General features: G+C 46.0%; 11 protein-coding genes. 3 read left to right on the top strand and 8 right to left on the bottom strand.

The window, feature by feature from the left end; all coding sequences use genetic code 11:
* Window positions 1-8 precede the first annotated feature (8 nt).
* The 4 genes from F461_RS0115995 to F461_RS0116010 are packed head-to-tail and all read right to left on the bottom strand — an operon-like array spanning window position 9 to window position 2,158.
* Complete coding sequence (locus tag F461_RS0115995) at window positions 9-1,076, bottom strand: sulfite exporter TauE/SafE family protein (RefSeq protein ID WP_020002168.1); 1,068 nt, start codon at window positions 1,074-1,076, stop codon at window positions 9-11.
* A gap of 24 nt (window positions 1,077-1,100) precedes the next feature.
* Complete coding sequence (locus F461_RS0116000; RefSeq protein ID WP_020002169.1) at window positions 1,101-1,412, bottom strand: hypothetical protein; 312 nt, start codon at window positions 1,410-1,412, stop codon at window positions 1,101-1,103.
* 33 nt (window positions 1,413-1,445) lie between these two features.
* Window positions 1,446-1,613 (bottom strand): hypothetical protein, encoded by a 168-nt coding sequence (locus F461_RS19235; RefSeq protein ID WP_020002170.1) that lies wholly within the window; start codon window positions 1,611-1,613, stop codon window positions 1,446-1,448.
* Window positions 1,614-1,669: 56 nt separating this feature from the next.
* Window positions 1,670-2,158, bottom strand: coding sequence for a hypothetical protein (locus F461_RS0116010; RefSeq protein WP_020002171.1), 489 nt, complete (start codon window positions 2,156-2,158; stop codon window positions 1,670-1,672).
* Window positions 2,159-2,440: 282 nt separating this feature from the next.
* Between F461_RS0116010 and F461_RS0116015 the strand changes: the two genes are divergently transcribed.
* Window positions 2,441-4,462 (top strand): S16 family serine protease, encoded by a 2,022-nt coding sequence (locus F461_RS0116015; protein WP_020002172.1) that lies wholly within the window; start codon window positions 2,441-2,443, stop codon window positions 4,460-4,462.
* Here the strand turns inward: F461_RS0116015 and F461_RS0116020 are convergent.
* Window positions 4,459-5,826: a sigma-54-dependent transcriptional regulator gene (locus F461_RS0116020; protein ID WP_020002173.1), complete on the bottom strand. Its 1,368-nt coding sequence runs from the start codon at window positions 5,824-5,826 to the stop codon at window positions 4,459-4,461. The genes F461_RS0116015 and F461_RS0116020 overlap by 4 nt on opposite strands.
* An 87-nt stretch (window positions 5,827-5,913) precedes the next feature.
* Window positions 5,914-7,335, bottom strand: a complete 1,422-nt coding sequence (locus F461_RS0116025; protein WP_020002174.1) for a sensor histidine kinase — start codon at window positions 7,333-7,335, stop codon at window positions 5,914-5,916.
* 238 nt (window positions 7,336-7,573) lie between these two features.
* Between F461_RS0116025 and F461_RS0116030 the strand changes: the two genes are divergently transcribed.
* Together F461_RS0116030 and F461_RS18860 are read left to right on the top strand one after the other, a co-directional pair.
* Complete coding sequence (locus tag F461_RS0116030) at window positions 7,574-7,954, top strand: cupin domain-containing protein (protein ID WP_020002175.1); 381 nt, start codon at window positions 7,574-7,576, stop codon at window positions 7,952-7,954.
* 18 nt (window positions 7,955-7,972) lie between these two features.
* Window positions 7,973-8,791, top strand: a complete 819-nt coding sequence (locus F461_RS18860) for an AraC family transcriptional regulator (RefSeq protein ID WP_020002176.1) — start codon at window positions 7,973-7,975, stop codon at window positions 8,789-8,791.
* 87 nt (window positions 8,792-8,878) lie between these two features.
* On the opposite strand, the gene F461_RS0116040 is transcribed toward F461_RS18860, so the two are convergent.
* Together F461_RS0116040 and F461_RS0116045 are read right to left on the bottom strand one after the other, a co-directional pair.
* Window positions 8,879-11,176, bottom strand: coding sequence for an Orn/Lys/Arg family decarboxylase (locus F461_RS0116040; protein WP_020002177.1), 2,298 nt, complete (start codon window positions 11,174-11,176; stop codon window positions 8,879-8,881).
* Window positions 11,177-11,216: 40 nt separating this feature from the next.
* The gene (locus F461_RS0116045) at window positions 11,217-12,512 is read right to left on the bottom strand and encodes an amino acid permease (protein WP_020002178.1); all 1,296 of its coding nucleotides are present in this window, start codon (window positions 12,510-12,512) and stop codon (window positions 11,217-11,219) included.
* Window positions 12,513-12,710: the final 198 nt, after the last annotated feature.

Genomic DNA, 12,710 nt, shown 5'->3' on the forward strand with positions numbered 1-12,710 from the left:
ATCAAGCTTTATACGTTGGTACCAGCAGCCATTGCCATCTGACGTTCTTTTCTGCGTCCTACAATCATTGCTTTAAGAATGATGAATGCACCAACACCGAGAGCAAAACACATAAGACCGAAGCTGGTTTTACTCATGCTGGAGATAAGAGTTGCATCCCAGTTAATAGCTTCAAGTTGCTTGAGATATTTAGGAATTGCAAGACCGCGGCTGAAAGCAACGATTAACATAATGGTCGCCATTACGTATTTGATTACATAGTCTTTTACGTACGTAGTACCGATAGCACCAAGCTGTACGCCGAAGAGAGAACCTGCGAGGATGATGAGGGTAAGGCGAATATCTACCATTCCGTAGAATGCCCAGATAAGTGTACCGCCGAGTCCCATAACAAACGCTACAACAAGTTCGGTTGCGGATGCCATAAGGCTGGACATACCGATGATGTAAATCATACCCGGTACACCTGCGAAACCGCCAACAGCGATGGTTGCTGCAAGCAGACCAGCGGCAAGGCCAACCGGTGCGGTAAACCAGAATGAAATGCGGATGTTGCTGCCTTTAAAGTTTACCATCGGCCACAGTTCAATGCTCTGCAATTTCTTAGCAATGTTGGTTACTTTTTCTTCGCCACCATTACGTTTAGTGGTGATAGCATCTTTCATAACAAAGCTGCCCACTGTAACCAGAACAAATACAAACGCTAAGGAAACATACAGGTTTGAACCGGCAGGGCCCCATAGTTCCAGAATAAGCTTCTGGATCTGGATACCAATCTGAACACCGACTTCAGCAGAAACGCCGACAATCAGTCCCAATTTGATATCTACCTGCCCGTATTTGTAGCGTTTTAATGCACCTACAAGAGCTTTAGGAAATTTATGACACATGTTACTTGCTACAGCTACAGGTCCCGGAACACCGAGACTCATCATACCCGGAGTAAGAACAAATGCACCACCGGAGCCGATAAAGCCACTTACCAGTCCGCCAACAAATCCAACGAAGAACAAGAACAGCACACCCACCAGAGACAGGTCTACAAAGCGTGCGCCATCTAATAATAAATCATGCATGGTATATCTCCTGACTACTTGCCACTAAGCATTAACGGTGGCGCGGGTGCGGGTCTCTTTACGAGGGGTTGCTTCTGCAGCCTTAGTCTTTCTGCCTGCACTTGAAGAAGCTTCAATGCCAAGGGCTGTCCAGACGTTGCTGGCAAAGTTGCCATGAACATAGGAGAACAAAAATACGGTAGCAACAGGCAGCAGACAGTATGCGCCACCTTTTGCGTACAATTCTACCATTGGATCTGCATAGTAAAACGCAGCAGAGTATAAAGCGACACTTACTGCGCCAAATAACAAGGCATTAATTTTAGCTTTTTTCTTTCTATCATGAGCGGTATTCATAACTTCTCCTTCAGTACTACCTGCGCTATGGTATTACGCACGCATTTGGGGTCTTTTTCTTGCGTTCTCTGAAGCCTGTTTTTTCGATGTTGCTTTCTTTCTTTTCTGCTCGTTGACGATAAGACTTGCCATCTCACTATCGCCACTCTCAGCAAATACGACTGCTACAAATAATCTTTCTAGCGTCTTAAACAGATTCACAACGCCCTCCTTTTTCTAAAGCGTAGGTCTCTGTATTACTCAGCAGTTCCGTTCTGCTAAGTATTCGTCATAAAAAAATAGGGCACATCTATGTGTAATTGAGCCGGTTTGCATTCCTCGCATCTTAGAATAACAAACTCTACTTCTCTCGTTTCATTGCAAATATTTCGCACTGCCTCGTTAAAGCTCGAAAACACAACAACCTGCCTAGCATGTATGGTTGCTATTGAATTTGGTAATTTCGCGACCTCCTCGCTGAAAATTCGTTTAAAAGAACGGTTCGAAGATTCAAGAAACTGTTTGCCCAGCTGCTCTGCTTTTGCTTTACCCTGCACGCATGCAAACAAAAGTTCGCACTGCAAACGTGCTGCAATTGGCAACGCAGCCTGAATAACCTGCCGTTCGGCTGGCTCTCCGTCATAGGCGACGATAATCTTTTTCTGCTTATCATCGGCCTTCATCATGTCCAAAGCCGTATCCCACTCGCCTGCTTCTGCAAAAGCGGCTGCTGTGGTTATGGACTCCAACATTTTCATTATCTTCATGAATTATCTCACCATTCTCCTCGTGGGTATTGCTCACTAGTTAGCAGCATTCATGCCAACTAATAATATACTGTTTTATTTAACTTTATTCTAAAGGTGCGTTTTTGCAGCATCAAAAACTGTTACAAATTACAGCAAACACAACTCTTCCGCTGTAATTTGCAGCATTTCGTTTGCAACATTGGATGATTTCATAGAATCATTGCTGCAATTTACAGCAACAGAATGCGTAGATTTACAAATATCAACCTGATATACATAGATAAACAAAAGGCGGGAAAGATGAGATTTTTTAGCAAACCAGAGGATGTAGCTCCTGTACCGGAACCGACACTGACCATGCAGGAAGAGCTGCGTATCGCCGTCGAGAAGTCAAAGCTTCCTGAAAACGTACGGCATATAGCACTCGAAGAACTCACCAAGCTGGACAGAACAGATTCTTCCTTTGCTGAATTCGGGCTGGGCGTAACCTATGTAGAATTGCTACTCTCTCTTCCGTGGAATATTTCCTCGCAGGATAATCTGGAACTTGAGCACGCCGTCACAGTTCTCAATCAGGAGCACTTCGGCCTGAATGGCGTTAAGCAGCGCATTCTGGAATATCTGGCTTCCAACATCACATGCCATATCAAAAAAAGCACTGTGCTTGTTGTGGATGATGAACAAATTTCCCGCGACAATATGGCCTATTCCCTCGACAAACTTTCCTGCGAAGTGCTTACGGCATCAAATGGTCTGGAAGCTGTGGACATTCTGGAAGAACGCAATGTGGACTGCATTGTAACCGACCTCAAAATGCAGAAGATGGACGGGCTGGAACTGCTCAACTATGTTCAGGAAAAATGGCCGGACACTAAACTTATTATCGTTACGGGGTACGCAACCGTTGATAACGCCATCGGTGCGCTTAAAAAAGGCGCGTTGCACTACCTTCCTAAACCCATCAATTTAGAAATTCTTCGCAATGCCGTTCAGGAAATTCTTGAACAGCAAAAGCAAGCGTGCTCCGTTTCCGGCCCTATCCTCTGCTTCACAGGCCCTCCGGGAACCGGAAAGACATCCATCGGCAAATCCGTTGCAAATGCTCTCTCCAGAAAATTCATCAGGTTGTCTCTTGCGGGCATGCGTGATGAAGCCGAGCTTCGCGGGCACAGGCGTACGTACGTAGGCGCAATGGCAGGTCGCATCATCAGCGAACTGAACAAATGCGGCGTGAATAACCCGGTATTTATGCTGGATGAAATAGATAAGATAGGTCAGGACTTCAGGGGGGATCCCGCCTCTGTCCTGCTGGAAATTCTTGACCCTGAACAGAACAGACACTTTTTAGACTACTATCTTGATACTCCGTTCGATCTTTCAAAGGTAATGTTTATTACAACGGCAAACATGGTGGACAATCTTCCGGCACCATTGCGCGACAGAATGGAGATTATTCCCTTCTCCTGCTACACACTGAACGAAAAAAAACAGATCGGGCTGGATTATCTTGCCCCGCGTCAACTGCGCACACTCGGATACTCCCAAAACGAAATCGCTTTCACACCGGAGGCCATGTCCACCCTCATTTCCGGCTACACCAGAGATGCGGGACTGCGCAGCGTGAACAGGGAAATAGGTAATGTCTGCCGCAAGATCAATTTACAGATTCTGCAACAGCTCAAAAAGCCGCCAATCACTATTTCAAGCGAAGACATTGTCTCCCTGCTCGGATATGAACGATATACATTTGAGGCCGCTACTGCGCAGCCGCTTATCGGTGTCACAACGGGACTGGTGTGGAGTGAATACGGCGGGCAGCTTATCTACATTGAGACAGCCAAAATGAAAGGCAGCGGTCGATTGATTATGACCGGCTCACTGGGAGAAGTTCTGAAAGAATCCGCCCAGACTGCACTCAGTTTTCTGCGGAGTAATGCCACAAAATTCTCAATAGATGAAAATCTGTTCGAGCAAAGGGATATTCATGTGCACATCCCTGCCGGTGACATCTCGAAAGATGGCGCATCAGCAGGGGTAACAATCGTCATGGCATTATTGTCACTGCTTACCAAACGGCCGGCAAGAAGGGATGTTGCGCTGACAGGGGAATTCACCCTGAGCGGAAGGATATTACCTGTAGGCGGACTGCGTGAGAAAATTCTGGCAGCACAACAGGCCGGTGTACGTGTAATTCTGCTGCCGGAACGCAATAAAAAGGAAGTTCAGGTAATGAATGATGAGGTGCGTAATGCAGCGGAACTGCACTTTGTATCGTCCATCAACGAAATAGTTGAGCACGTGTTGCTGCCATCGGCAGACTAGCTTTCAAGCCCGAGCCGCTTCATTTTTCTCCACAGGGAACCTCTGTTCAGACCCAGCAGTTCTGCTGCACGGCTTTTGTTGCCGTCTGTCTGTTCCAGTACCCAGCTAAGGTAGCGGCGTTCATTGTCCTCCAATGACACTATATCATCAAATTCAACAGGAGCTTTAGGTACTGCTGCCGGAATCAGATGGTCTCCCCACAAATCGGGAGGTAACTGCGCAACGCGAATAACCCTTCCGTTACAGAGCACAACTGCGCGTTCCATCATATTTTCCAGTTCCCGTACGTTACCGGGAAACGCATAGTCACTCAGGATATTGAGCACGTCATCGTCAATATCGGTAATGTTTTTCTTGAACACGGACGCAAACTTGTTCACAAAAAAACTGGCCAGCAGCGGGATATCGTCTTTGCGCTTACGAAGCGGAGGAACCTCCAGCGTTATTACGTTAAGCCTGTAATACAGGTCTCGACGGAACGTCCCATGCTCTACCATGCTCAGCAAATCTCTGTTTGTTGCGGCAATAATGCGCACATCTACCGGCACCTCAATTGTGCCGCCTACCCTGAGCAGTTTTCTGGTTTCCAGAACCCTCAGCAGGTTTGCCTGCATACTCAGCGGCATATCCCCTACTTCATCCAGAAAAAAAGTACCATGATCCGCAGATTCAAGAAGCCCTTTCTTGGCACTGTTCGCGCCTGTAAAGGCTGATTTTTCATGCCCGAACAGTTCATTTGCCAGCAATTCTTCATTAAATGACGCGCAGTTAATGGCAAAAAACAAGTTGTTTCGTCTAGGACTTCCCATATGCAGGGCTTTAGCCACCAGTTCTTTGCCTGTTCCCGTTTCCCCTTGAATAAGCACAGTACATCCAACAGCCGCAACCTGATCAATCTGATGCTTCAGCTGAATAATAGGAGCACTGTTGCCGATTATCCTGTCGGAACCGGATGCCTCAAGCTGAGTCCTCAACATGGCGACTTCTTCTTTCAGTCTCTTTTTTTCCAATGCCTTCTGGGTCAGCAACGTAACTTCATCCAGACGTACAGGCTTTGCCAGATATTGAAATGCCCCACTCCCCATAGCCTGCACGGCGCTATCCACAGTGGCATATCCTGTTAATATAATAACCTCTGTGTCCGGCGATGTTACCTTGATAAACTGAAGCAACTCAAGCCCGCTGATATCGGGCATACGCATATCGGTTAAAACAACATCGAACTGCTCTTTTTCGATAGCCGCCTGAGCCTGTGCCCCGTTCTCGACAGCGGTTACAGTCGCTCCCTGCTGAGTTAACACATGCGCCAAATTTTCCCGAGCAATCAGCTCGTCTTCAGCAATCAATATCTTTGCATCAATCATAACGCCCTACAGTTACTTTTGAGCCGAATGCCACCAAACATAATGACGACTAACAGCCCAGCGTGAATGACTCTTTCAGGCAACACTCTAATCGTGGTGTCTCAATGGTAAATCTATATAAAATCTGGAGCCGGCACCGAGTGTACTTTCAACACGGATTTCGCCGTCAAACTCTTCGATGATGCCATACGCAACAGAAAGTCCAAGCCCTGTACCTTCTCCCACATCCTTGCTGGTAAAGAACGGGTCAAATACTTTAGGCAAATCCTCTTCAGGTATGCCTTCGCCGGAATCGGACACAACAAGTGTGACAAAGTCCTCAACCTGCTCTTTGAGAACAGAAATAGAAATGAAACCTGAAGTCTGTTCTTTCATAGCCTGCGTGGCGTTGATAATAAGATTAATCAGCACCTCGCCCATTCTCTGCGGATCAAGGTGCACAAAAATATTGTCCGGTACGTTGACCTCAAGAGTAACACCCGAGGGTATCTGCGAAGAAACAAGTTGAACCGCGTTATCCACAACGTTCTTTAATGAAACAGTACGCAGCGACAACTCTGTGCATCGTGCAAATTCCAATAAGCCGCGTACAATATCCCGTGCGCGTGCTGTCTCTGTTTCAATATTATCAAGGAGCTTTTTGGCGAAGGGATTAATGGATTCCTTCAGTTCGCCCTGAAGGATTTGTGCTGAAGTGGAAATATTATTGAGCGGGTTGTTTACCTGATGTGCGATTCCCGCACTCAAGGTACCGATAGAGGACATTTTCTGCGCCTGTACTAACTGCGCCTGTCGATGCTCCAGCTCGGAAACCATACGGTTAAAGGCAATCTGTACCTTGGATATTTCATCAGACATATTTTTCACATCTACATGGGCAAAATTCCCTTGCGCAATTTGCGTTGTGGTTTCTTCAATAACCTTCAGCGGCCCCACAATGCGTTTAGTGATAAAATACAGGGTACACAGAAATAAAAATGTCACTGCCAAAATAGAGAACAGCAGCTGCTTACGCAATTGTCTGTTAATTTTAAGAATATTAGCACGTTCCAAGTCCGCAATACTTTGCGCTTTAAAAACAAGCTCCTGCCCTATTTCACGCAGCTTTCCAACTTCGTCATCAAGATTACGTTTCTGCTTGGTTGCAGCTGCATACATGGCAACAATACGGTCTCGATACTCGGAAATAGTTTTTTTCAACTCAATGATGCTGTCCGTCATAGCTTCATCAAAATTCAAATCAGCATGTCCACCCAGCAATTCAAGCGTCTCTTCTATTTCACTCAATGCAAGCTGGTAACTGCTCTTTTCTCCATACAGCAGATAGTTCTTTTCCTGCCGACGAAAATTCAAAATAGAGCTTTCGACATCATCAATAAATTCAACAGAGTATGTTTTATCTTCAACAAGCAGCAACTGTTTGTAGGAAAAGAGTGTCTGCCCCCCTAAACAAATCGAGAGGATGAGAAAACCTGCGATAATCCGCTGTCTAACATTAAGTCTCAACATCCACCCTCCTCTTGAAAGTCATACAAGACATTGAATTTATTATATCAGAATAAAAAAGACTATATTGTGATTTTTAGCACAAAGTCAAGTTTCACAACAACAATTTATGACTGTTTGCAATCAAAAATACAGCTGTCTGCACACCGTATACACAGCCCTTCCTCCAAGTAAGCAAGATTGTACAATACGGTAAAGCACACCGCAGCTACCTTTAAAAAAAACACTAAGGAGAATATCAATGAATGTTTCTACTATTGCAAACAATACTGTATACTTTTCACATGGTTCAAAAGATCTTACTGACGTGGCGTGGGTTGACCATCCCAAGTTCAAAGGGGTTCAACTGAAACTTTTGCTCTCCGGTGCGGACACTGGCAACACCTTCAGCTCTCACCTTATAAAAGTTGACCCCTTATGCGGTCTGGAAACACACTGCCATGAAGACCAGAAAGAGTTGCATGAAATTGTAGACGGGCACGGAGAATGTGTTTTAACCGGAAAAACAATCTGTTATACTTCAGGAGTTATGACGGTTATCGACAAAGGTGAACTCCATCAGGTGAAGGCTGGCTCTGACGGACTTCTCATGCTGGCAAAATTTTTTCCACCGGCTGCTTAATGATGTACGTGGGCAAGGATGGCGAAAGAGAAAAGCGAAATACGCACTATCAACCTTTCTGAAGAGTTAGGGATTGAGGCAATATTCGGCAAGCGGATACGCAACACCTTTCAACGCCACATCCACGCAACATACCTCTTTGGTCTTGTTGAGAAAGGAACGCGTGACATCACATGCGGCGGCTGTACAGAATCCGTTTCTGAACAGGAATCGTTTGTGCTGCAACCTGCACAGGTTCACACATGTACATGCAGTGCCGATCATTGCTACAGCATTCTCAGCATTAAGCCGGAATTTGTGGAAGCACTTGCAGTGCAGCTCTTTGGAATCGGGCATCCACCACCTTTCTTTCCATATGTCTGCTGCAGGGACAAACTGCTTTCTAAACAACTTCAGGCTATCTTTACCCTTATAAAAAAACAGGGCATGAGCGATCATGCCCTTGCTTCAATACAACGCTATATCTCTACCCTGCTACAGCATCAGCCGCCGATACCGCACAAAATCACACAACAGGATGAATCTGTTGTAGACAGCACCTGTGAGTTCCTTCAAAAGAACCATGCACAAAAGCTGCCTCTTTCGTCCCTTGCGGAACACGCCTGCCTAAGTCCGTTCCATCTCCAACGGCTTTTCACAAAACGCATGGGAATAAGCCCTAACGATTACCTGCAAGCCCACCGTGTTGCCGAAGCACGGCAACGATTACGCATGAACATTCCGCTAAGCGAACTTGCACTCTCGTTAGGCTTTTACGATCAAAGCCACTTCACGCGCACATTCCGGAAAGTAATGGGCGTATCCCCGGGAAGTTATCGTAAAACTAATTCCAACTAGTACGTATCCAAGAGAAAAGCTCCCCCGACCGGTACACGGCTGAAGGAGCTTTTTGTTTTTATATCAAAACGGGTAGAAACGACACGTCTACACCTTCACACACAGTGTTTTGAAATAGGTCTTGCCGCCCTTTTTGAACCGTTCAACACCATGTATGTCACTCTCGTAGCCCGGGAACGTGTTTTCAAATGCTTCCCGAGTCCTCAGGTATTCCAGAATCGGCTGTGCGGCGCTGTCCACAGTTTCCCCGCCCATAAGAATCGGGATACCCGGAGGATACGGAACAAGCATAACGGCTGCCACACGGTTATGAAGATCTTTGAGTGCAACATATTCCACATTCTTTTTAACCACTTCCTGATAGGCATCAGACGGCTTCATAACTTGGTGCGGTATAATCTCAAACGCATCATGCATTTTTCCCAGCAGGTCATGTTCTTTGTAATAGGCATGGATTGCGTCACAATGCTCCCGCAATCCCAGATGCTGATACGATTCCGGATACTGCTTTACAAGATCCGGGAAAACATCCTGCATCGGCATGTTCTTATCGTAGCATTCTTTAAACTTCAGTAATGCCGTCAGTAACGTTCCCTGCTTGGCCTTTGTCGTACCTATGGAATTAAGCAGCAGGAACGAATAATAATCTGTCTTTTCACACACAATACCGTGCCTGATTAAATAGTCTGTCACGATCATAGCCGGTATGCCTGACGACTGGTACGACCCGTCTAAATTCAATCCCGGTGTGGTAATTGTCAACTTGATGGGATCGAGCATAACGAAATTGTCTTCAATATCAGTAAATCCATGCCAGTTATTTCCAGCATCAAGCACCCACGGTTCCTGCGTCGTGCTCAGATACGTTGCCGGAACCTTTGTGAACGGAACAAGCGCATGCTCAAACTCTACGTCCTCCGGTTGCCACATGGAAAAGAACCAACTGCCTTTCTCTTTCATTTCCGCCGCAATACCGGCAATTTTCTGCCTCAGCACCACCGCAGCATAAATACAATCAGAAAGAAGAATTGTGCCGCTGTCTTCCATTATCTTTGTGGCAACATCCAATGATGCAATCATACTGTACTGAGGAGATGTAGAGCCATGCATCATATATGATTCGTTCATTTCAGCCTGATCGATCTTCGTATGGCTGCCGTGTTTTACATGCAGCATGGACGACTGGGAAAATGCTGTAAGAAGCTTGTGCGTTGACTGAGAGCAGAAGATCGGCGGGTGTTTTTCATGCGGCGTTTCCGCCATTCCAAAATGATTTGCATATATTGGATGAAACTTTGCGTACGCATACCATGCTTCGTCAAAATGCATGTTTTTAACGTTCTTCTCCAACTGCTCCTTGATAGTCGAAACATTGTAGCAGAGACCATCATACGTCGAGTTTGTAAGGGCAGACATAACAGGCTCGGCACGCTTTTTCGCATCCGGAATAATCGGGCTTTTTTTGATGTTCTGCTGAATTGTCTCTTTGCTGAACTCTTTGAGCCTGCACGGGCCTATTATTCCGAGCTGGTTGCGCCGCGGCTGCATGTAGACAGGATAAATATCTGTGATAACCATGGAGTAATTCAGAGATTTATGACAGTTTCTGTCCACAACGGCTATGTCATCACGCACCGCCTGCGAACGCCATATTATCTGATTTGCATTCGAGGTACCGTTAAGCACATAAAACGTTAAATCTGCCCCGAATACTTTTGCAGACTTTTGTTCTGCATCTCCTACCACTCCGCTATGATCGAGCAGCGACCCAAGCTCCGGTACGGAGATGGAGAGGTCTGCCCTGAAAACATTTTCCCCGAAAAACTTATACATCCCGACTCCGGCCGGACTTTTCAAAAAGCCCTCGCCGCCCATATGCCCCGGAGTATGCCATGCATACTTATATGCCTCGGCGTATTGAACCAGCGTCGAAAAAAAGACAGGGTTAATCTGTTTAATATATTCAAGCAGCAGGGTTTCAATCCTTCCTGCCAGAAAATCAACAGTATCCGCGTGCTTCCATAGCAACTCATCAAGCATTGCCAATAGGTCAGTTGCAATACTGTGCCGCCCTGCACTGTCCGTCAGCAGACAAACCGGAATACTCTTGTTTCGTGCCCGAATCTCTTTCAGCAACGTCTCCGGTCTTCCACACTGAATTTTTGTTTCATTCCCGATTTCCCAGTCGATAACAATCACACCCAGATCCGCACGATTATGCACGATACTGGCAGCATCGTCATAACAATACGCCCGAATCACGCTGCAATTCTGCTCTGTAATAAGAGCATGTTCCAACTCGCGCATTCTGTTACCTGCATCATTATTTGCATCAAACAGGCTGGATACAATAAGCACCGGCCAATCTACTTTTGTAAGTTTCATTCAGCTCTCCTGTCTTTCAACAACGTCTATCGTATCCAAATTATTTTGATTTTGCGGCAAAAACTACAACATACCCCGCAAGGGCGATCATTACACATGCAATTACAAGCCATAATTCTGCAAAATTTGCTGACTCAAATGCAGAGAGGATGAAGATTGAAGAAAGCGTAACTATTGTAATGTCAAAATATGAATGTTTTCCTGTCTCAAACCCTTTTTTAACAAGAGCAATTCCAGACCAGAAATACGGAAACAGCACAAGAAGTACGGAGATAGTCACGGTCAGATTAAACGCCGCAGCAATATTACTGCCTAAAAACATAAGACCAAGCTCAACAGCAGTCATGATGGCTGCGTTGAGTAACAGCCCGCGGCTGCCGACATTATATTTGTTGGTATAGGAATACAGTTTAGGCAAAAAACCGTTATCAGCACTTGTTTTCGCAGCGCTGACCACAGAAAGGTTCCACACAAGGAAACTGGAAAGGCACGCAACAGCCATAACCAATGATGAAATCTGGCCGAGCAGTTTAGATCCGAAAATATGGGAAATAGAGAGTGAGAACGTCGCCGGTTGATTCTGTATAACCTTTGCGGTGAACATTCCCTCAAGTACCGTGGTTGAGACAATGTATAGAATCGCGACGATAACGAATCCCACGATGGTCGCAATGGGCACATTCCGTTTAGGATTATTCACGAGTTCATAGTTGTTGGCGACGGCTTCAACGCCCACATAGGAAAAAAGCAGTACCGCAAAACCGGAAAGGACAGCTTTGCCCGGAGGCAGGCTGGTGACATTCCAGTTCTGTTCAAACAGATGCACATCAAATGAAAACCAGCCAAGTAAGGCTGTCAGAAATACGGATATAAGAAGAAGAGTAACGGAACAGGAGACAACAAGCGTAACAAACTTGGCTCCGCGTAGCGCAAGGAGGGTAAACACCCATATCAGGGAAATAACAACCAGTCCCAATACCATGGGATGATTCAATGAAGGGACAAAGTACGTGAGGTAGCCGAGTCCGGCTATGAGGATAGATACATTAGAGATAAGGTTTGAATACACATAGAACAAACCGCTTTTCGCACCGAGAATCGGGTTCACGTATGCGGAAAGACCGGTCGGGCTGGGGTCATCAAACAGTGCCCCTGCTCTTACGTATACTAAAGTCAGGCATAACGCTCCTCCCGTTACAAGCAGAAACGAAAACAGCGTTATTGAACCAATTGCCGCCAGTTGCTGCGGCAAGGCAATTACGCCGCTGCCTGCAAGGCTTGCAACAATAAAGAATGTTGCCCCGACAAGTCCGAGCTTGTGTTTTGATGCTTCCATGGCCAGCCCTTTGTGGGTTAGAAATCAATCTACAGATTTCTAATCCTACGGCACCATGGGAATTACATCCTTTATTACTGAATCTTACTGGGCTGCTGTTCTCTGAATACCAAAAGCTCTCGCGTCGATTACGCGAAAGAACTCACAGCCCATACATCACGGGCATCCCGTAACTATGCAGGAGAGCCTGCCACCTCA

This window comes from Halodesulfovibrio aestuarii DSM 17919 = ATCC 29578 (assembly GCF_000384815.1).
In the GTDB taxonomy this organism is placed as follows: domain Bacteria; phylum Desulfobacterota; class Desulfovibrionia; order Desulfovibrionales; family Desulfovibrionaceae; genus Halodesulfovibrio; species Halodesulfovibrio aestuarii.